10 protein-coding genes are annotated in these 21,472 nt (G+C 64.2%); 7 read left to right on the top strand and 3 right to left on the bottom strand.

Annotation, left to right across the window (positions count from 1 at the left end; all coding sequences use genetic code 11):
* Positions 1-127 precede the first annotated feature (127 nt).
* Positions 128-1,564 carry an amidase gene (locus EOA16_RS29440; protein WP_127261286.1) on the top strand — a complete coding sequence of 479 codons (1,437 nt, stop codon included), beginning with the start codon at positions 128-130 and terminating at the stop codon, positions 1,562-1,564.
* A 154-nt stretch (positions 1,565-1,718) separates the two neighbouring features.
* On the opposite strand, the gene EOA16_RS29435 is transcribed toward EOA16_RS29440, so the two are convergent.
* Positions 1,719-2,960, bottom strand: a complete 1,242-nt coding sequence (locus EOA16_RS29435) for a Xaa-Pro peptidase family protein (RefSeq protein ID WP_127261285.1) — start codon at positions 2,958-2,960, stop codon at positions 1,719-1,721.
* A gap of 69 nt (positions 2,961-3,029) precedes the next feature.
* On the bottom strand, positions 3,030-3,596 hold the full coding sequence (locus EOA16_RS29430) for an invasion associated locus B family protein (protein WP_245456051.1): 567 nt from the start codon (positions 3,594-3,596) through the stop codon (positions 3,030-3,032).
* A gap of 257 nt (positions 3,597-3,853) precedes the next feature.
* Between EOA16_RS29430 and EOA16_RS29425 the strand changes: the two genes are divergently transcribed.
* From EOA16_RS29425 to EOA16_RS29400, 6 genes are all read left to right on the top strand, one after another.
* Positions 3,854-17,206 carry a hypothetical protein gene (locus tag EOA16_RS29425; RefSeq protein WP_245456050.1) on the top strand — a complete coding sequence of 4,451 codons (13,353 nt, stop codon included), beginning with the start codon at positions 3,854-3,856 and terminating at the stop codon, positions 17,204-17,206.
* Positions 17,207-17,465: 259 nt separating this feature from the next.
* The gene (locus tag EOA16_RS29420; RefSeq protein WP_127261283.1) at positions 17,466-17,963 is read left to right on the top strand and encodes a tail fiber protein; all 498 of its coding nucleotides are present in this window, start codon (positions 17,466-17,468) and stop codon (positions 17,961-17,963) included.
* Positions 17,964-18,005: 42 nt separating this feature from the next.
* Positions 18,006-18,479, top strand: a complete 474-nt coding sequence (locus EOA16_RS29415; protein ID WP_245456049.1) for a tail fiber protein — start codon at positions 18,006-18,008, stop codon at positions 18,477-18,479.
* 9 nt (positions 18,480-18,488) lie between these two features.
* Positions 18,489-19,010 carry a tail fiber protein gene (locus EOA16_RS29410; RefSeq protein ID WP_127261281.1) on the top strand — a complete coding sequence of 174 codons (522 nt, stop codon included), beginning with the start codon at positions 18,489-18,491 and terminating at the stop codon, positions 19,008-19,010.
* Between the two features lie 28 nt (positions 19,011-19,038).
* The gene (locus EOA16_RS29405) at positions 19,039-20,355 is read left to right on the top strand and encodes a hypothetical protein (RefSeq protein WP_127261280.1); all 1,317 of its coding nucleotides are present in this window, start codon (positions 19,039-19,041) and stop codon (positions 20,353-20,355) included.
* A gap of 18 nt (positions 20,356-20,373) precedes the next feature.
* On the top strand, positions 20,374-20,904 hold the full coding sequence (locus tag EOA16_RS29400; protein WP_281035962.1) for a GNAT family N-acetyltransferase: 531 nt from the start codon (positions 20,374-20,376) through the stop codon (positions 20,902-20,904).
* Between the two features lie 79 nt (positions 20,905-20,983).
* Here EOA16_RS29400 and EOA16_RS29395 read toward each other — a convergent pair whose 3' ends face one another.
* Positions 20,984-21,253, bottom strand: a complete 270-nt coding sequence (locus EOA16_RS29395) for a hypothetical protein (RefSeq protein ID WP_127261278.1) — start codon at positions 21,251-21,253, stop codon at positions 20,984-20,986.
* Positions 21,254-21,472 lie beyond the last annotated feature (219 nt).

Genomic DNA, 21,472 nt, shown 5'->3' with positions numbered 1-21,472 from the left:
CGATAATCTCCTCTCCCCTCGGGGAGAGGTCAGCCGAGCGAAGCGGAGGCTGGGTGAGGGGGCCGCTGCCCGAACGTGGCTATCGGCGGGCATCAACACAAAGCCATCGGCTGAGGATGAGAGAAACATGGTCACCGACAGTCTGCTGAAAACCTATGCCGAGTCCGACGCACTCGACCTCGCGGCACTGGTGAAGCGGGGCGATGTTAAGCCGGCTGAACTGGTCGAGGCGGCGGTCACGCTGGTCGAGCGGCTCAACCCGGCGCTCAATGCGGTCATCCACCGCCTCTACGACATGGCGCGCGCCCAGGCGCAGACGGTCGACACATCAGCGCCCTTCGCCGGCGTGCCGTTCCTGCTCAAGGAGCTGGCCTCGTCCTGGACCGGGGCGCCGAACACCAATTCTTCCTTCTACCTCAAGGACGTCGTCGCCGACTTCGACACCGAAGTGGTTCGCCGCATGAAGGCGGCCGGGCTGGTGCTGGTCGGCAAGTCGAACGCGCCGGAGAATGGCTGGTCGATCACCACGGAACCAAAACTCTATGGTGTGACCAAGAACCCGTGGAAGGAAGGCATCACGCCCGGCGGATCCAGCGGCGGTGCGGCCGCGGCGATCGCTTCGCGCATGGTGCCGATCGCCGAGGCCAGCGATGGCGCCGGCTCGATCCGCATCCCGGCCTCCTGCTGTGGTATCGTCGGGCTGAAACCGTCGCGCGGCCGCGTCAGCCTCGCGCCGTTCGGCGACTATTGGTATGGCGGCGCTTATTTCCTGTGCTGCTCGCGCACCGTGCGCGACACGGCGGCCTACCTCGATGCGGTGGCCGGCGCGCTGCCGGGCGACCCCTATACCCCGCCGGTGCCGGACGGTTCCTGGCTCGATCTCTCGGCACGGGCGCCGAAGAAGCTGCGCATCGGCTTTTCCGTCACGCCGCCCAACGGCACCGCGATCGATCCGGAGGTGAAGGCGGCGGTGCTGGCGACCGTGGCGGCACTCGAGCGCCTCGGCCACCATGTCGAGGAGCATGACATGCCGCTCGACGCCGATGCTGTGTGGAAGACCTACACCAACATGACCTGCGTGCAGACGGCGGCGACCTTCGACTACCTTGAAACCGTCATCGGCCGGCCGGTGACGCCAAACGACGTGGAGGCGGTGACCTTTGCGATCATCGAGCGTGGCCGTTCGACCAGCGGTACCAGGCACATCTCCGATGTCGAGCAGCTCAGGCAGGTCGGCCGCGACATCGTCGGCGACCTCGGCGCCTACGATCTCTTCATAACCCCGACGCTGACCCAGCTGCCGCGCCCGTTCGGCTATTACGACATGTCGGAGACGGATATCGACCGCTACAACGCCAAATGGGCGGACTCGGTGTTTGCCTTCCCCTTCAACATCTCCGGCCAGCCGGCGATCTCGCTGCCGCTCGGCTGGTCGAAAGGCGGCGTCCCGATCGGCGTGCAGCTCGTCGGCCGCTACGGCGACGAGGCAACGGTGCTGGCCGCGTCGGCGCAGCTGGAGCAGGAGATGCCGTGGAAGGGGAGGCGGCCGCCGGTGAGTGCATAATTGCTCGGCACGGTGTGCGCACGGCTTCGAGATTGGCCGAATCGCCGATCGCTTCGTCATCTTCGGGTCTCCGCGACGGAGCTTCGCTCCTGCTCCGCCCGTGGATGACGAAGGCAGAGAGGCTACGGTCAATCTCCAGCAGACTTGAAGCCGGCTAACCGATCCTCTCCAGCCGCCTCGGCAGTCGGTTCATGGCAACGGGACCGTCCGGCGTGATCAGGAACTGGTCCTCGAGATTGAAGCTGGCGAGACCGTCTATGTAGAGCGGGATCTCGAAGGCCAGCACCATGCCGGCTTCGATGACGACATCGCTGTCGGCAGCGATAAACGGCCATTGCTCTGAGAAGACCGACTGGCCGACGCCATGGCCGAAATGGCCGCGGCGGTAGGTGCGCAGCCCTTGCCGCGCTAGGCTTTCGGTGGCGACGCGATGCACGTGGGCGAGCGTGGTTCCTGGAACAAGGGACGCCAGCCCGTCGTCAAAGACCCGCTCGGCGATCGCGTGCAGTTCGGCCTGCTCGGCGGATGGTGGTCCGAAGGTGAAGTTGCGCGACATGTCGGAGGCGTAGCCACCGACCGTGCAGACCATGTCGCACTTCAGCGGATCGCCCGGCATGGCTTTCGCATCGGTGCTTTTGGCCCGGGCGCCGAGCGTCACATATTCGGCTGTCGCGACCGGATGGGACAGGCCTGACGCGGCCGTGGCGACGCCTTGCCGATAGAGGGCAATGAGATCGGCCTGACGCATGCCGGCCATCGCATCGACCTGCAGCCGCTCCAGCCCGGCCTCCGACAGGATGATGCCTTGCTGCAGCAGGTCGATCTCGCGCGGCGACTTGATGGCCCGCAGCCTGTCGAGCACCGCCGAGCCGTCGACCATGGTACAGGCCGGCAGCAGCGCCTGCATGACCGAGAAATCGGCGGCGGCGACGAAGTCGAGATCGACGCCGATCCTTGCGTGGTCGAGACCGAACCCGGTCAGGATCTGCTTCAGCTCATGGACGGAATTGGCGAGTTCGAATGTCGCGGGCCGGGTAACGGCAGATGTCCAGCCGGACGAGCCAAAGCCGGCCAGTATGCGCTGCGCCAGCCCTTGTGGCCTTGAGGCGTCAAACGTGGCGGTTTCGATCCAGATCGGGTGGCTGCGGATGACGGCGTCCGACAGAGCCCGTTGCAGTTGTCCGTTATTGAAATCCGCTACCACGACGCCGATCGGCAGGCCCTGGCTAGCCGGGATGACGACGAAGCCGGCGCCGGCGCGCCGGAACAGTCCCGCCGGTCCGATCGAGGCCCCGGTCGCATAGTGGAAGGCCTCGGGCGCGCACAGCACCAGCGCCGCGATGCCGGCGCGGTCCATCAGTTGCGCCGCGCGCCGGCGGTCGACAAAGCCTGTCATGGGTTTCTCCGATTGTCTGAAGCGACAACGGAGCATTCCGGGTATGAACAATCAAGCCGCTGACAGCGGCTACTTGATCGATACCAGCTTGGCGACGGCGGCGGTGAAGCCGGCCAGCGACACCGGAATGGTGACCGGCTTGCGCGTCACCGATTCCATGCCGATGTTCAGATTGGTCCCGGACTTCATGGCCTTGACGAGATCCGCCGACAGCGGCGTGGCGGCATAGGCGCCGTTCTGGTCGCTGGTCTGGATGGCAATTGTCGTCTTCTGGCCCTGGTCGATCTGGAAGGAGGCGCCGGACGGCAGGAACAGGCCGTGCGGCAGGGCAAGCAGCATGGCCAGGCTGCCATTGCCGTTGTCGCGGCGCACGGTCACGGTCAGCACGCGCTGCTCGGTCTTGGCCTCGGTCAGGTTCTGCGACACCTGACACTGAAGCTCGGTGGTCGCCGAGCCGCTGGAGCAGTTCACCGCCCACGGATTGGCATCGGCCGGTTTTGCATTGCTTTCAGCCGGCTTTGGCTGGGCCGGCTTGGCGTCTTCGGCAAGGGCCGGGCCGGCGGACAGGGCAAGCCACAGGGCGGCCAGCCCTGCGGCCACGCCAAGTAGATTAGACCCTGCTAAAGTAAATGCCATGTTGTTTTGCCGGATGCCTTGCATGTTTCCTCGCCGCGTCCGGTATTCTCCCGGGCATGGCTTGATACAACACTCGCGGCTGTTCCGAAAGCCGAGCAGGAGGCAAGCAAGCCGGCAAAATTACTGTGATCTTTCGGATACAGCGAACAATTTTGCAGGGAGATTGCAGAAATCGGAGCGCCCGAGACTCGCTATAAAATAGAATTCGAGTAAGGGTTTACACGGGGCGCGTGTAGTCCCCGAAGGACTCGCCAGGGATGGGAACTACCGAGACTTCTCGGCAAGTTGGTGAGATGGTGGCGCGTGGGGAGGATTTCCACGCTCGCGCCGGCCATCGCCGTTCGCCAATCGCAAGGCATCTTTGGAAGACGACGGCGCTGACGACGCTGGCGCTCGGCCTTTCCGGTCTGACGGCCCATGCCGATCCGAACGGCCTGTGGCAGCCGCAGATCCGCGCCATCATCGGCGCCGACAACAATGGCGGCAACGGCGCACTCGAAGGTTTCATTCCGCTCAAGCAGACGGCCGAATCCGTGCTGTTCCTGGATGTCCGGGCCAAGCACGATTTCAAGGATGGTTTCGGCCAGGATGTCGGCCTCGGCATTCGCCGCATCGTCAATCCGGACCTGATGATCGGCGGCTACGCCTATCTCAACATCGAGAACTACAACTCCACCCAGTTCACCGCGGCCACGCTGGGCGCCGAGGCGATCACGCCTCATTTCGATGCCCATGTGAACGTCTATCTGCCGATCAAGGGCGATTCGACGGATCACTCGACCAGCTCGACCCTGTCGATGGTCAGCAACCAGCTGATCGAGCAGATCTCGGTCCTCGACCACCGCGACTACGCGGCGTGGGGCATCGAGGGCGAGGTTGGCGCGCAGGTGCCGGTCAACCTGCCCGACAAGCATTCGCTGCGGCTCGACATCGGCGGCTATCACTTCGAGGATCCGCATGGCGACGACGGCAGCGTCACCGGCGCCAAGGCCGGGTTCGAGTATACGATCGGCGATGTCTTCGGCAGCAACACGGAACTGGTCTTTGCCGGCGAGGTCCGCAACGACAATCGCGACGACACCCAGTTCGCCGGCAGTGTGCGGCTGAACATCCCGTTCAATCCCGGCAGCGGCTCGGACAATGCAGACGCCGCCGGCAGTGGGCCGGAGCCGGTCTATCCGGTCAGCGAAGGCCTGCGCAAGCGCGTCAACGAGCGCGTGCGTGGCGACATCGGCGTCCGCGTCCAGTCGCAGACGCTGACCGGCGGCTCGACGACGCGTGTCGCCATCAACGCCGCCACCAATGCCGCCTTCGGCAAGTTCTACTACGCCGATGGCGGCCTGGCCGGCACCGGCACGCTGGCCGACCCGACGACGCTGGACGACGCCGTGACCAAGTCGGGTGCGAACGGCTTTGTCGTCGCGCTTGGCGGCAACGGCAATCTGACGACTGGCGGGGTGACGCTTGCCAATGGACAGACCGTCATCAGCGGCGGCGAAAGCGTCACCGCCAGGCTTTTCGGCGGCGGCACCAGCACCTTCAACCTGGGCGGCAGCGACGGCACGATCCAGGGCACCAACGTCGCCAACCCCGTCGTCACGCTGGGCAACGGCAACACGCTGAACGGCATCACCATCACCGGCGGCGCCAACGGCATCTTCGGCAACAACATCACCGGCGCGACGCTGACCAATGTGACGGTTACCGGTGCGGGCGGCAACGGCGCCGACTTCACGGGCACCTCGACCGGCATCACCGGCTCCAACTTCACCGCCACCGGCAGCGGCCTCGACGGCCTGCACATCGACGGCGACGGCACTTACAACTTCACCGGCACGACGCTGCTGCAGGGCAATCTCGACGACGGTCTCGATATCACCGGCAAGGGCACCTACACCTTCGCCATCGTCAATGCGCAGGACAATACCGACCGCGGCATCACCGTGCAGGGCACGTCGACCGGAGGCACGTTCACCACCACTGGCGGCACTATTTCCGGCAATGGCGGCATCGGCGTCTTCATCGATCCGATCACCGCCCATGTGGTGCTGGGCTCGATCAGCCAGAGCGGCGGCACGTCGGGTGTCGTGCTCGAGAATGTCGCGGGCAGCTTCACCGTCAACGGTGCGACGACGATCTCCAACACGACCGGACCGGCGATCGCCATTTCGGATTCGCCGGCGACGATCCGCTTCGGCGACATCAGCATCACCAACCCCGGCGCCGACGGCATCTCGTTTGCCGGCGTCAATGCGGCGGTGGTCGCCGGCAACATCGTCATCTCCGGACTGGGTGTCGGCACCGGCCTCGACTTCTCCGGATCCAAGACCAATTTCACCGCGCAGTCGCTCAATATCACCGGAACCGGTGCTGCCGGCTCGATCGGCATCGACCTGACATCGCCAAGCATCGGCGGCGCGGTCATCACCATCACCGATGGCGGCGTCATCACCAATGTCGATACCGGCGTGCGGCTGGGCATAGCCGGCACGCCGGGGGCCACGGCCAACGCCGAGTTTACCTTCGGCGGCGATTCCAGCTCCATCTCCGGCATCACCGCTTCGCTCGATGCGCGCGGGCTCAACGAGGGCAGCGGCCACTACGCCTTCGGCACGACACAGTTTACCGGCCCGCAACTCTACGATCTGCGCAACTACATCTTCGTCGCGGCCGGAGCTTCGGGCGGCGGCACGTCGATCACCGACCTCGCCTCGATCGATTATGCCGACAGCATTACCGCCAGCGACGCCATCATTGTCCTGGTCAACCGCGGGACAATCGACGACGCCACCGGCTTCTCGCTGAGCGACGGACAGGAACTGGCATCGTTCGGCAACGGCCGCGAGTTCTCGCTCGGCGGGGTGCCGTTGAATGTCACCGGCACCAACGTCCATCATGACGAATCCATCTCGGATTCCGCGGGCGCGGCAACGCTGACCACTTCCGGCGGCGGCGATGTCGTGACGCTGGGCAACGGCAACACGTTGCTCGATTTCAATATTTCCGGGGGCGCCGCCGCCGGCATCCACGGCCTGGGCATCAATGGCCTGACCGTCCAGGGCGTGACGGTCAGCAATGTCGCTACCGGCCTCTTCCTCGATGGAGTGACCGGTACGGTCTCGGTCGACGACCTGACTGTCCAGACCGCATCTCAAACCGGCATCGCGCTTGTCGGTTCGAGCGCGACCGTCAATTTCACCGGCAACACCAAGATCACCGACGCCACCAGTGCCGCGCTGTCCGCCAACAATTTCGACGGCATCGCCACCTTCGACGATCTCGACATCACCGGCGGCGGCGTAGGCATAGGTATCGTCGGCGGCTCCAGCGGAACCTTGACCTTCGAGATCGGGAGTTCCATCGCCAACACGGGCAGCAACGCCTTCTCCATCAGCAACTCGACGCCCAACGTCACCTACAACGGCACCATCAACCAGACCGCTGCTACCAGCGCGGTAGCGATCTCCGGCATGAGCGGCGGCAGCGCCACTTTCGGCGGAGCGATCACCGCCAGCACCAGCACCGCCAGTGCGATCAACCTGAGCGGCAACACCGGCAGCATCGTCAGTTTCAATGGCGGGCTCGACCTCACCACGACGACCGGCACCGGCTTTAGCGCCACCGGCGGCGGTACGGTCAATGTCGCGGCCGCTGGCGCCGAGTCGATCACCACCGGCACCGGCCATGCGATCAATCTCGACGGCGTCACCATCGGCACCGGCGGCATGGCGTTCGACAGCATCACGACAGGCGTTGCGGCAGCCACGGCGCTTAATTTCAATGCCGTCTCGGGCGGCCAGTTCCTGGGTGGCAATGTCACTATCGGCGGGACCGGTGCCGGTATCAACGGGCTTGCAATAAACGCTTCGTCATCGACCTTCACCATCACCAATCTGGTGACGACCAATGTCGCGGGCACCGATGTCAGCCTGACCAACAACACGGGCTCGATCACGATCCTCGGTGGCACCATCACCAATTCGGGTACTGGGGACGGTGTCGTCGTTTCCGGCGGCAGCGCGACAATCGGCGTAGCGGCCAACATCTCAAGCTCGGCAGCCGTGCCAGGCACGGCGGTCAAGGTCGATGGCACCACCGGCGGTTCGGTGGCTTTCAGCGGCAGCGTCACCTCGACCGGCAACGGCAATCTTTTCGCGATCGGCTCGTCGCTGTCCCCGGTCGGCGGCGCGATCAGCTTCACCGGCCCGACACTGTCCGCGACGGGCGGCGGTGGTGTGGTTGTTGTCGGCCTTGCTGGCACGGCGACGCTGAACGTCACCGCCCCGCTTTCGATCACCAATGCCACGACCACCGGCCTGGTCGTCGCCAATGTCGCCAGCACCGCATCGGCGACCTTCGGAGCGGTTACGGTTACGGGCGCTGGCGCCGACGGCATCGGCATCGGCAATAATGCCGGTTCAGTTACTTTCGGCACGACCCAGATCACGCTGGGCACCACGGCCGGCACCGCCGGCATCAACTTCGCGCTCACCAATGCTGACGTCACCTTCGGCACGACGACCGTCAGCAATGTCGGCGCCAACCAGACCGGCATCGATTTCAGCGGTTCATCGACCACGGCCGATTTCGGCGTGACAACGATCACCGGCACCGGCGCCCTCACCTCGCGCGGCATCGACCTGTCGTCGACGACGGGCAACAAGACCATCACCTTCCTGCGCGGCTCCAGCATTTCCAATGCTGGTGTCGGCGTCGAACTGTCGTCGGGCGGCATCACGGCGACGTCGGCCAACGCCAATTTCACCTTCGGCGACGGCGATGCGACTTTGCTGCAATCCTCGATCACAGCGGCCAGCGGCGGCTTCACGGTCAACACGATCGGGCTCGATCCGACGCTCGGCAATTATGATTTCGACGATGTCACCTTCACCGGCCCCGCCCATCTGGCCAGCGCGGTCGGCGGGGTCATCATGATTTCCCAGGACGGTGGCATCGTCCACGCCAACACGGACGGGCTTAGCGCCGACGTGACCACGGTCACGGCCGCCCAGGCCGATGCCATGACCGGCACGCTGACCTTCGCCTTTGTCGGCACGGTCGATCTCAGCGCCACGCCGTTCACGCTCGATTCGGGGCAGTCGATCGCCGGCTTCGGCAACGGCAGCTCGATCCTCACCTCCGGCACCATCCAGCCGATCAATGTCCAGGGCAATCTCGGCGCCACCGGCGGCAACGTCACCGGCGACGAGGGCGTGGTCAAGAGCACGGGCAGCGATACCTTGCAATTGCTCGGCAGCAATCAGGTGCGCGACACCGCGTTCGACTTCACCGGCGGCAGCGGTTCGGTTTTCACCATCGACCAGAATGCTGCCGGCTTCAGCAATGTCGGCGGCATCGTCATCCAGGGCGTCACGGTCAGCAATGTCGCCACCGGCCAGACGGCGTTCAAGGTCGCCGGCCTCGACACCAATTTGTCGATCACAGACAACAACGTCAACGTTGCCGGCACGCTGCTCGACGTCGATGGCGGCACCGGCAACATCACGGTCACGCGCGGCACCTTGCCAAACAGTGGACCGGCGGGCACTCTCACCGGTGGCGGCATCTCGATCGCCAACCGCAGCGGCGGCCTGGTCAACTTCACCGACAAGGTGACGGTCGGCGGCGATGGCGTTTCTCTCGTCAACAACACCGGCTCCACCGTCACCTTCGCGGATGTGGACATCACCACATCAGGCGTGACGGCATTCAGCGCCAGCGGTGGCGGCACGGTCAATGTCGCGACCGGCAAGATCAGCGCCACGTCAGCGCAAGCGGTGGCGCTCGATGGCATCACGGCCGGCATCAACTTCGCCTCGACCAGCGCGACATTCGCTTCCGGCAACGGCATCGACCTGCAGAACCTGACAGGCACGGCAAGCTTCGGCACCGGCACGCTGACCAACACCGGCACGGACACGTCGTTCAATGTCGGCGCGGCGGCCGCCACCAGCGGCGGCACTGCTGATATCTCCTATGGTGGCACGATTGCCACCAACGGCACCGGCGCCGCGGTCTCGATTCAGAGCATGACCGCCGGCTCGGTGACCCTGTCGGGCAATTTGACCGACAGCAATGCAGCGGCCGGCGGCAACATCGTCATTGCCGGCAACGACGCGGTAACGCTCACCTTCTCAGGTTCGACCAAGCAGATCAGCTCGGGCGCGGCCGACGGCGTCAACATCGGCTTCCCCGGCGGCTTCCCGATGGGCACGTCAAGCGACAACACAAACTCCGATATCAACTTCACCGGTGGTGGTCTCGACATAGCCACGACAACCGGCGCCGGCTTCGGGGCCTTTGGAGATTTCGCGACCGGTACCCTTACCGTCACGGGAGCGGGCAACAAGATCAATTCCGGCGCCGACGGGCTCATTGTCTTTGGCGCCAATGTCGGCGCTGGCGGCATCACCTTCGACAGCGTTGCAGCGGTATCGACAGTCAATGCCGCCGGCGTGTTGTTGCAGGGCATCGACCTTGCCGGCGACATCAACATCGGCGGGCTGCGGGATACCGGCTACATCGGCGCTTCGCTGGGCGGCCTGAGCGGCGCTGGCGTGGTCAATTTCACCGGCACGACCGATCTCGACGTCAGCTACAAGGGCTTCGACATCAGCGGCGCCCAGGTTGGCACCATAAACATCGCCAATGTCACCGGATCCACCTTGACCATCGATGGCGGCGAGGTCGGCATTGCGACGAGCCTCCAGAGTGGAACCATCAACGTTGGCGGCAATGGCGGCAGCGCCAGGATCGGCACGACGACAAGCACCAGCGGCTCGGCGATAACCCTCTCCGGCGGCAACGACCTTATCCACGCCACACTGAACTATAACGGCTCGATCAACGTCAGCGCTGGCAGCGTCGTGCAAGCCGGCGGCGGCGACTGGAGCGAGCTCAACATGAGCGGTTCGGTCGTTTCGACCACGGCAATATCGGGACTGGGGGCAGCAGCTTTCGTCTTCAGCGGCAACGCCGAGGGCGTGTACAATATTTCGAGCACGATCGATCATACCGGCACAGCGGTCGGCGTCCTGTTTGACGGATCGTCCGAGGGAACGGTCACCTTCTCCGGCACGTCGAAGATCTTCAACACCAGCAGCGGCACCAACGACGCCATCGTCAAGGCCCCCAGCATCGGCCCGACCCAGGACACGGGCACGCTCGCCTTCACCGGCGGCGGCCTCGGCATCACCACCAGCAGCGGCACCGGCTTCACCGCCAGCACCTTCGGCGCCGGCACGGTCAGCATCACCGGCCTCAACAACACGATCAGCACGACAACCGGAACCGCGCTCAAGCTCGACGGCGCGACGGTCGGCGCGGGCGGCCTCAACTTCAGCTCGGTTTCCGCCAATGGCGCGGCGACCGGCATATCGCTCAACAATGTCAGCGGCGGTGCAATCAATCTCGGCACGGTCAACCTGCAAGGTATCACCGGTACTGGCGTCCAGGTTTCCGGCACGCTCGGTGCGACGCTGAATTTCGCCGGCCTGACCATCGGGCTCAATGCCGCCAGTGCGGTCGGCCTCGACCTCAACGGCGCCGCGCTCGGCACCAGCAACATCACCGCGGGCGATTTCGACGTCGACGGCGGCGGCTTCGCCAGCACGATCGGCATCGACATGGCCGGCACCACCGGCACCGGTACGATCCAGCTCGGCGATACCGTCAACAACAATCCGGCCGGCCAGAAGTCGACTATCGCCAATGTCGGCTATGGCGTGCAGTTCTCCAGCGCCACCAACGCCAAGCTGGTGTTCGGCGACGGCGCCGGCCCGGCAGAATCGTCGATCGCAACCACCGGCGGCCAGGTCATCCACACCATCGACACCTTGCCGGCATCGGGCGACTACAATTTCAACGACGTCAATTTCAGCGGCGACACGTCGAACCTGTCGGCGATCAGCGTCTACTACGTCGTCGAGGGCGGCACCGGCGACGGCAGCCTGGCCAATCCAGGCAGCTACACGGACGCTCAGAATTCCACGGCCAATGTCATCGTGCTGATCGACCAGACCACTGGCGGCAGCCAGTCGACGATCGACATGAGCGGCACCTCGTTCCAGCTCGACGACGGGCAGGTTCTGCTTGCCTTCAAGCAGGACGACGCGGCGGTCGATGTTTCGCAGCTCGGTGTCGATGCCAGCAGCGGCGCCTCGGCGGCGTTCCATTTCACCACGGTGCAGAACACGCCGATCGTCTCGGCGCCGGGTGGTATCGATTCGCTGCGGCCCATCCTGCAGAGCAACACTGCCGGCTCGGTGGTCAATCTGGCGACATCGGGCAGCGGCGTCTTCACCGGCGGCATCGAAAACCTCATCATCCGCAACACCGGTACCGGCACCGGCGTCGCCGTGAACGCGGCGTCCGCCTCCAGTTTCTTCCTCCGCAACAACGACATCGCGGCCGCCGGCCGGGCGATCGATTTCGTCACCAGCGGCGGAGCGACGGCCGACAAGCTCCTCCTCTCGATCGACGGCAACACGCTCAAGTCGGGCGGGTCGGCACTGGCGGCGTCCTTCGTTGGCCAGAACATCGACACGAGCCACAACTCGATCGCCATCCGGTCGTTCTCCGGCAATAAGGTCCTCGGCGGCACCGGCGGCGGCATCGCCTTCACCAATGTCACTTTCGACTCCACTGGCGCCGGTGGCCCCGTCAGTGCCGGCACGCTCGACATCGGCACGTCGCTCGCGCGCGTCCAGGGTGACGGCCTGACTCTCACCAACACCAGCGGTACACTCAATCTCGGCACGTTCACCATCTTCAACAATCTTGGCACCGGCCTGCTGGTCGACACCAAGCTGGCGGGTACAACCTTTACGCTGAACAGCAGCGGCGGTTCGGTCGACACCACGACCGGCACGGCGTTCAATCTCGACCCGCTGACCGTCAACATGACCGTGGGCAGCGTCACCGCCACAGGCGGCGCCAGCGGCATCATCTTCGACGGCGTTGCCGGCACCTTCACGGTCACTGGCGCCACCGCTGTCAACGGCACTTCGGGCTTCGGCATCGATGCCATCGCCGGCAACACCGGCACGTTCAATTTCAACACGCTGACGGTAAACAACGCCGCGGCGGCCGGCGGCGGCATCCGTGCCTTGAGCGGCACGCTCAACGTCACCGGCCTCGCCAACATCGACACGACGAGCGGCACCGGTGTCTTCCAAACCGCGGCTTCGACCAATTTCAGCGGCGGCCTGACCATCGACACCACGAGCGGCAACGGCTTCACCGGACTCAACGCCGCCTCGATCACCGTCAGCGGCACCGGCAACACGATCACCACGGCAACAGGCCAGGTTGTACAGCTGCAGGTCGCCGTGATCGGCGCCGGCGGCATGACATTCGATACGCTGAAGGCGACGGGAACCGCCAGCGGCCTCGCCGGCGTGCTGCTCTCCAGTGTCTCGGGCGGCACCTTCGACGGCGGCGCCTTGTCCATCGCCGGCGCAGGCGCCAGCGGTCTCAGCATCCTGGCCAACACGTCGTCGACGGTCAATTTCGACAGCGTGGTTGTCAGTTCGGCAGGTGGCAATGGCATCTATGTCTTCGGCAACGTCACCGGCCCGGTCACCATCGGCACGGCGACGGTGGACAACACCGTTGGCGCGGGCGTGCGCGTGGAAAACACATCGGCTACCATCAACATCAATGGCGGCTCGATCGGCGCGACCAACGACCCGACCGCCGCCGGTGTCCAGGTTATCGGCGGTGCCAGCACCCTGAACATCGCCGCTTCGGTCACCAAGACCAGTGCCGGCAAGATCGTCGACATCGGCGGTGTCACCGGCGGCACGGTCACGCTGTCGGGCAATCTCAGCGCCACCAACGGTCTCGACAACGGCATCTCTATCCACGGCAATACCGGCGGTACCTTCACGTTCAACAGCAGCGGCGCCAACACGCTAGCCACCGGCGCCAACACTGCCGTCGACCTGGTGAACAATGGGGGCGCCACAATCAGTTTCGGTACGGGTGGACTGGGGATCACCACCACCTCCGGCACCGGCTTCAGCGCCACCGGCGGCGGCACGGTCAGCGTTACCGGCGCGACCAACACGATCACCACGACGACCGGAACCGCGCTGAACCTCAACGGCGCGACGGTCGGCGCCGGTGGCATCAACTTCAATTCGGTTTCGGCCAACGGCGCCGCAACCGGCATCGCCCTGACCAATGTCGCCTCGTCGGGCGGCGGCGCCATCGCGCTCGGCACGGTCAATCTGCAAGGCATCACCGCGACCGGCGTCGATGTTTCCGGCACGCTCGGTGCCGCGCTGTCCTTCGCCAATCTCGACATCGGCCTGAACAGCACCACGGGCGTGGCCTTCGACCTCAACGGCGCAGCCATCAACGCGGCGGTGACGGCCAAGGACTTCGACGTCACCAACGCGGCCGCCGCCGGCACTTCGATCGGCGTCGACCTGCGCGGCGCCACCGGCGGCCAGACGGTGCGGCTCGGCGACACCGTGATCGCCGGCAGCGATTCGAGCATCGCCGGCGTCAACACTGGCGTGTTCCTGAACAGCGTGACGAACCTCGGCTTCATCTATGGCGACGGCGAATCGACCGACCAGCTTTCGACGATCAGCGCCAATGTCGGCATCGACGCGACCAGCGCGCCGGTTGCCGGCACCTACAATTTCCAGGACGTGAACTTCCAGTCGAGCCCCGGCCTCGGCTTCGGTATCGGCAAGGTCTATTTCGTCGGCGCGGCGTCGACCGGCGACGGCAGCGGCAAGGACCAGAACAATCTGGCGACGCTGGCCGATGCCGAATTCAATGCTGTCGCCAGCGACATCATCGTTCTCGTCAACAATGGCGGTGTCATCACCGCACAGAGCACCAATGGCAACGACACGCTGGTGCTTGCCGCCGGCGAGCAGGTGCGCGGCTTCGACAATGGCAATATCAACCTGGCGCTGACTGTGCCGTCGACCATCCAACTGGCCAGCAACACTGTCTCGATCGCAGACCAGACGCCCGGTGGCACCACGACGCTGACAAGCGCGGATGGCAGCAGCATCATCACGCTGGGCAGCAGCGGCAACATCATCGACGGCTTTACCATCAATGGCAATGACACCGTTGGCGCGAATGCCGCGATCGGCATCAGCGGCGCGACGTCGGGTGCCACGATCCGCAACATGGCGATCACCGGCTACACGGCGGCCGGTATCGACTTCGGCACCGGCGCCACCGGCGCGACGATGCTGACCAATCTCACCATTAGCTCGGGGGCGACCGCGACCGGCATCAAGTTCGGCGCTGCCTCCGGAACGGTCACCGGCACCAATGTCGACTTCACGACCGGCGGCAGCGGCTTGTCCGTCATCGGCGGCAATGCGGCGTTCGGCTTCGACAACACGAGTTCGATTGCCAGCATCGCCGGCACTGCTGTCAGCATCACCGGCCGCAGCGGCGGCAGCTTCGGCTTTGCCGGCACGGTCGCGTCGAGCATCGGGGCCAGCGGCATCGCCATCTCCGGCGCGACTGGAGTAAACACGGTCAGCTTCACCGGCACCGTCAGCCATAACAACGGCAGCGGCACCGCTGTCTCGATCAACAATGGCGGCTTGGCTTCGACCGTCAGCTTCGCCAACCTCACCATTTCAACGGGCGCCGCCAACACGGCCTTCACGGCGACCAATGGCGGCACGGTCACTGTCACCACCGGCTCGATCAGTGCGGTTGCCAACCAGGCGATCAACCTCAACGGCATCGCCGCCGGCATCAATTTCACCTCGACCACCTCGGCCGGCGGCGTCAACAATGTCAGCCTTACCAACGTCACGGGCACGGTGAACCTCGGCAGCGGCGCGCTGAGCGGCGCCTCGGGCACCGCGTTCCTGGTTTCGGGTGGCTCGGCCAACATCGATTACAACGGCAGCATCTCGCACGCCGCCAACGCCGTCGCGCTCATTGTCCAGAACCACACCGGGACCGCCGGCGGCGGCAGCACGATCTCGTTCGATGGAACCGTGTCATCAACCGCAGCGAGTGACGGCATCAGCCTGACCAACAATGGCGGCACCAATGGCACGACGATCAATTTCACCAACACGCTGACCATCGATACATCAAGCAGCGGCAGCGCGGGCTTCAATGCGACGGGCGGTGGAACGATCAGCGCCACCGGTACCGGCAACACGATCAATTCGGGCCAAGGCACCGCGCTCAACGTCGCCAACACGACGATCGGCGCGAGCGGGCTGAAGTTCCAGAGTATTTCGGCCACGGGGTCGAGCGGTAATGCCGGCATTATCCTTGACAATACCGGCTCCCTGGGCGGCTTGACCGTGACGGGAACGGGCGCCGCCGGCAGCGGCGGCACGATCGCGAACAAGACCGGCGGCGATATCCTCAATGGCAGCACCGCAGCCGGCAACACCACGTCCGGCACCGGCGGCACCGGCATCTTCCTTCGCAGCACGGCGAACGTGTCGCTGGCCAGCATGCAGCTCAACGACTTCTCGAACTTCGCCATCTACGGCAAGAACGTTACCGGCTTCACGATGACCGGCACGACCATCAGTGGCGTGAACGGCTCCAACAATGCCGGAAATATCGAAGAAAGCGCTATCCGCTTCGACAATCTGCTCGGCAGCGCCTCGATCACCGGATCCAATATCAGCGGTGGCGCTTACGGCAACCTCGCTGTCTGGAACACCAGCGGCACGCTGAACCGGCTGACCATGAGCGGCAACACGTTTGGTCTGATCAGTTCAACCATCGGCAACGATAATGTCAGCTTCACCGTCTTCAACAGCGCAACCGCGAATGTTACGCTGGACAACAACACGTTCTCCGGCACGCGATCCGACTTCTTCGAGGCGATCGCCAACAACAACGCGACCATGGATGTGGTCGCCACCAACAATATTTTCCACAATGGCCAGACGATCATACCGGGGGGCGGCACCGCGATTTCGGTGCGCAGCGGCTCTGCCGGCAACGTGTCCGCCGCGACGACGACCTTCAACATCTCGAACAACGTCAACAGCGATGGCGGCGCCAATGCCTTCGACGCGGTCGGCATCTTCGTCGCCAAGGGCCAGGACCTCGGCACGATGACCGGCAAAATCGTCGGCAACACGCTGGTTGCCAAAACGGGCTCGAATTCCGATGGCATCTTCGTCCGTGCGGCAGGCGCGTCCGGCTCACTGACCACGCTTATCCAGAACAACACCATCACCGGCTGGGGCAATGCCGGTATCCACCTGCAGAACAACGATGGCGGCACTACGATGAACGCGTCGGTGTACGGCAACAGTGTGACGGCAACGGGTAGTGCATTCCCATTTGCCGCGTTCTTTGCCGACAATGGCGCCACTGCCACGGATACAAGCACGATGAACCTCGTCCTTGGCGGTGCTGGTGCGCAGCAAAACACCTTCGTCGGCGGGCCAAATGCAGCAGTGGACGTCAGCTTGAGCAACTTCAATGCCAGCACCCACTTCAATCTGTCTCGCAACGGCTCGGTTGCGGGTACCGCTGCAGGCGTCGTACAGGACGACAATGTCGGTACACCTACCTACGACGATACGGGTGGAGCGGGTACAATCGTGCTGGTGAATACACTGCCGGTAACACCGCCCTGATCAACCGGATCATTCAGTCGTAAGCAATGCTGATGTATTAACCCTTAGAGTCCGGCTCTATGCGACCGTTCTTATAGATCAGGCTGGTATTCAGCCATGGTCAGAAACGGCTCAGAGATAATGATTGCTCGCCTTTCTGCAGAAGCGTCTGCAGAATTTTAATAAAACGCAGCAGAAATATTTCGCTGTTAGCGATCGCAGTGACGTTGCGTAAGTTTGCAGTTGTGAGTTAGTATGTCTTAACAACGAGGGGGCGGCGATGTCGGAACCATTTCTTTCCGAAATCAGAATCATGTCTTTCATATTCGCACCCAAGGGCTGGGCGCTCTGCAATGGACAGTTGCTGCCTATCAATCAGAACCAGGCGCTGTTTTCGCTGCTGGGCACCACCTTCGGCGGCGACGGCCGGGTGAATTTCGCGCTGCCCGACTATCGCGGGCGCGTGCCGATCCATGTCGGCGGCAGCCATACGCTGGGCGAGCGCGGCGGCGAACAGGCGCACACGCTTTCGATCGCGGAATTGCCGTTTCATAGCCATGTCGAGCAGGCCACCACTGCCAATGCCGACACGCCAGTGCCCACCGGCAATTTGCTCGCAACCGTCGCCAACACCTATACGCCGCCCGGGAACGTCACGGCGATGGATCCCGGTACGCTGGCCCCTGTCGGCAACAACCAGGCGCATTTGAACATGCAGCCATTTCTGACCCTGAGCTTCTGCATCGCTTTGCAGGGCATCTTTCCGTCGCCGAATTGAGGGAGCGCAGCCATGGGACAACCCTTCGTTGGCGAAATTCGCATGTTTGCCGGCAATTTTGCGATAGCCGGCTGGATGTTCTGCGAAGGGCAGCTGCTGCCCATCTCGGAGAACGAGACGCTTTTTCAGCTGATCGGCACCACCTATGGCGGGGATGGCCAGAGCACATTCGCGCTGCCCGACCTGCGCGGCCGCCTTCCGATCCATCAAAGCACCGATTTCATTCTTTCCCAAACCGGTGGCGCGGAAGAAATCACGCTTACGCCGCAGCAGATGCCATCGCACACGCATCCGTTCCTTGCTTCGCTGAACAATGCCGGGGCAAGCACCCCGACCGGCAACATGACCGGGCAGGTCGGCGCGTCGCAAATCTATCGTGAGGCACCGGCGGTTGCGGCGATGTCCCCGCAGACGGCCGGGCAGACCGGCGGCAGCCAGCCGCATACGAATTTCCAGCCGTATCTCTGCGTCAATTTTATCATTTCGCTTTTCGGCATTTTTCCGTCGCCGACCTGAGAGGACATCATGGCTGACCCATTCGTCGCCGAAATCCGAATCTTTCCCTTCAATTTCGCGCCCAAGGGCTGGGCCTGGTGCGATGGCCAGCTTCTCCCGCTGTCGCAGAACACCGCGCTGTTCTCGTTGCTCGGCACCACTTATGGCGGCGACGGCAAATCCAACTTTGCCTTGCCCGATCTGCAAGGCCGCGCGCCGATGCACCCGGGGCAAGGACCTGGGCTTTCGCTGCACGATCTCGGCGAGCCGGGCGGTTCGGAGACAGTGTCGCTGCTGATATCGGAGATGCCGCAGCACGGGCACAATTTGATGGCCAACGTCAATCCCGCCAATCTGGCGGCGCCAAGTCCCGCACGATCCTTCGCGCGGACGGCTCCTGGGCAGTCCCACTCGGCGACCGCCACTTTGACGCCGCTCAGCGATCAGGCGGTGCGGCCGATCGGCGGCGACCAGCCGCACAACAATTTGCAGCCCTATCTCACCAGTTACTTCTGCATCGCGCTGCAAGGCGTCTTCCCGCCAAGAAGCTGAATTCCGAATCAAAGGGCAGGATCGTACGATGGCCAAGAACGCAGAACCGAAGTCGAAGGCCCCCGCGGCGAAGACGCCGGCGCCGAAAGCGGCTTCCAGGGCCAGTGCCCGCCCGGCGCCGTCCGGCCCTCCACCCATTTACCAGCACAAGCCGGCCGGCTCGTCCTTCTTCGAACTGTCGCGGCTGATGGTGGTGGGCATCGATTCAGCCAAGGGGCAGTTGATCCAGAAGGCGCAGCTTTCGCCGAACGGGCCATGGCCCTCGGCATGGTCGTTCATCGCGCCCGGCGCCTGGGTGATCATGACGGCGGGGCTGACCAAGGACGGCCGCGTCGCCGTGGTCGCGCAGCCTTCGGGAACCACCAACCTGTCCTTCATCTCCGAGGACGCCAACCAGATCGGCCCGGTCGAGAAGTGGACCGCGCCGATGAGCATAGGCACGCCACCCGGCGCCACCGGCTATCAGAAGCTTTCGATGGCGCGCGATGCCGACGGCCGCATCGAGGTCTTCGTCACCGACAATCAGGGCCGCATCTGGTGGATCTACCAGAATCCGGACCAGATCGTGCAGGTGCAGAAAACCATCACGCCTCCCGGCACGACGACACCGATCGTCGTCACCGTCGACGTGCTGACGCCGCCGGCCAAACCGTGGGGCGACTGGATCCAGATCCCCGGCGGGCTGGTGACGGTTTCGGCGATACGCCAGGGTGACGGCCGCATCGCGCTGTTCGGCATCAATTCGAACCTGCATCTCTATCGCTGCCAGCAGGCGAAGGCGCAGGCCTTGAAGGCCGCCGACTGGACGGGTTGGGTGCAGATCGACACGACCCAGACAGGTGGCTTCATCGAGATGGCGCCGGTGATCGGCCCGCTGGGCGCCACCAATCTGTTCGCCCTGACCCAGAACGGCCAGGTGCTGCACACCCGTCAGATGCCCGCCGGATCGGATACGTGGACGCAGTGGGCGACACCCGGCTACTCCAGGGCGTCCAACCTGGCGCTTGCCGCCGGCATCCAGGGCGACGGCGATATCGTGCTGGTCGCCGCCGACCAGCAACACTTCCTCCAATTCAACGCGCAGTGGGATGCCTACACCCAGAACTGGTCGGGATGGCGCGATTTCGGCGCATCACTTCGCTCGACGCGCCTGACGCTCAACTACAATGCCGACGGCCGGCTCGCTTTGTTCAGCCTGGCGCTCATGCCGGACGGCACCAACGGGCTGTGGACGATCAACCAGATGGGCATCGACAGCTCCGAATGGGAGTATAACTGGACGTCGCTGACCGACAACAATCTCAAGCAGATCGTCGTCGTGCGCGACCTGACGCCGCCGGTCTGACGGTTGATTTCCGGCAGCGTGGCGGAAGCGAAGCAGGCCCTTCGGGTCTGGTCCCGGTCTGACACGGCCGGGCTACGCTTTCGTGCGGCAGTGGAGGCGGACATGCCGTTTCTGTCGCGGCTCTATGCTTCGACGCGTTTCGAAGAACTCGCGGCGACGCCGTGGACCGAGGCACAGAAGGCCGAATTCCTCGGCATGCAATTCCAGTCCCAGCACGCGCATTATCGAAAACACTATCCCGAGGCCCACTGGCTGGTGGTGGAACGCGCCGGGCAGGACATCGGCCGTCTCTATATTGAGCGCTGGCCGAGCCAGCACCGCATCATCGACATTGCCTTCCTGCCACATCATCGCCGCCAGGGCTACGGCAGAGCGCTGCTCTCCGACCTGGTCGACGAGGCATGGTTAGCCGGCAAATCAGTTTCGGTCCATGTCGAGAAGAACAATCCAGCGAGACGGCTTTACTTGGGTCTGGGCTTCGCGGTCGTCGAGGACAAGGGCGTCTACGACCTGATGGCGTGTGCGCCGCCGGGCAGCGGTGCGGGCTAGGTGACGGCGAGCATTGCAAGTGGCGGCTCTCACCAGCAGAGGGGGGCTTCGGCCAACCCCAGGCTCCTGCGTCATGCAATTAGTTGAACACCGCCTCGTACAGCCGCCCCGTCGCATCGGCGGCGACCGGCACGATGAAGATCTCGTGGCTGCCGCTTTCCCCGGTGAAAAGATAGGTCGCCTGCGGCAGCGCGATGTCGCGCGGGCCTTTGAACAGCAGCGAGAAACCGCCACCCGGGCGCGGGCTGGCAGCGATGGGCTTGGCCGCGCTCAGTTCGAGCGGGATCTGCCGGCCCCCGGCTTCGATGGTGAAGGTTTGTCCCTGCTCGAAATCCGACACCGACGCCATCCCGTTTGCCTCAATCTGTCCGCTGGAGCGGTTCCGCGTTCGGATCGCTGATCCGCTCCAACTTTTGTTTCTTCGCAATTGCCAAAGGAAAACCGCTACACACTTTCCTGGAATTGCTCCAGCGGCGGCACTGTCGCCGCTTCGCCACAAGCTGTCCAGAGGCGGGCAGGCCGGCGGTCGTGCTCCCCAAGCCGCCCGACCGCCGCAAACCCCAAAATA

It is taken from the genome of Mesorhizobium sp. M7A.F.Ca.US.008.03.1.1 (assembly GCF_003997495.1).
In the GTDB taxonomy this organism is placed as follows: Bacteria; Pseudomonadota; Alphaproteobacteria; order Rhizobiales; family Rhizobiaceae; genus Mesorhizobium.
Note: the sequence above shows the minus strand (reverse complement) of the source record. Positions and strands in the feature narration are given on the sequence as shown.

Coding starts and splice junctions, on each gene's coding strand:
- EOA16_RS29440 (WP_127261286.1), top strand. CDS start 128: ATGGTCACCGACAGTCTGCTGAAAACCTATGCCGAGTCCGACGCACTC.
- EOA16_RS29435 (WP_127261285.1), bottom strand. CDS start 2,960: ATGACAGGCTTTGTCGACCGCCGGCGCGCGGCGCAACTGATGGACCGC.
- EOA16_RS29430 (WP_245456051.1), bottom strand. CDS start 3,596: ATGGCATTTACTTTAGCAGGGTCTAATCTACTTGGCGTGGCCGCAGGG.
- EOA16_RS29425 (WP_245456050.1), top strand. CDS start 3,854: ATGGGAACTACCGAGACTTCTCGGCAAGTTGGTGAGATGGTGGCGCGT.
- EOA16_RS29420 (WP_127261283.1), top strand. CDS start 17,466: ATGTCGGAACCATTTCTTTCCGAAATCAGAATCATGTCTTTCATATTC.
- EOA16_RS29415 (WP_245456049.1), top strand. CDS start 18,006: ATGTTTGCCGGCAATTTTGCGATAGCCGGCTGGATGTTCTGCGAAGGG.
- EOA16_RS29410 (WP_127261281.1), top strand. CDS start 18,489: ATGGCTGACCCATTCGTCGCCGAAATCCGAATCTTTCCCTTCAATTTC.
- EOA16_RS29405 (WP_127261280.1), top strand. CDS start 19,039: ATGGCCAAGAACGCAGAACCGAAGTCGAAGGCCCCCGCGGCGAAGACG.
- EOA16_RS29395 (WP_127261278.1), bottom strand. CDS start 21,253: ATGGCGTCGGTGTCGGATTTCGAGCAGGGACAAACCTTCACCATCGAA.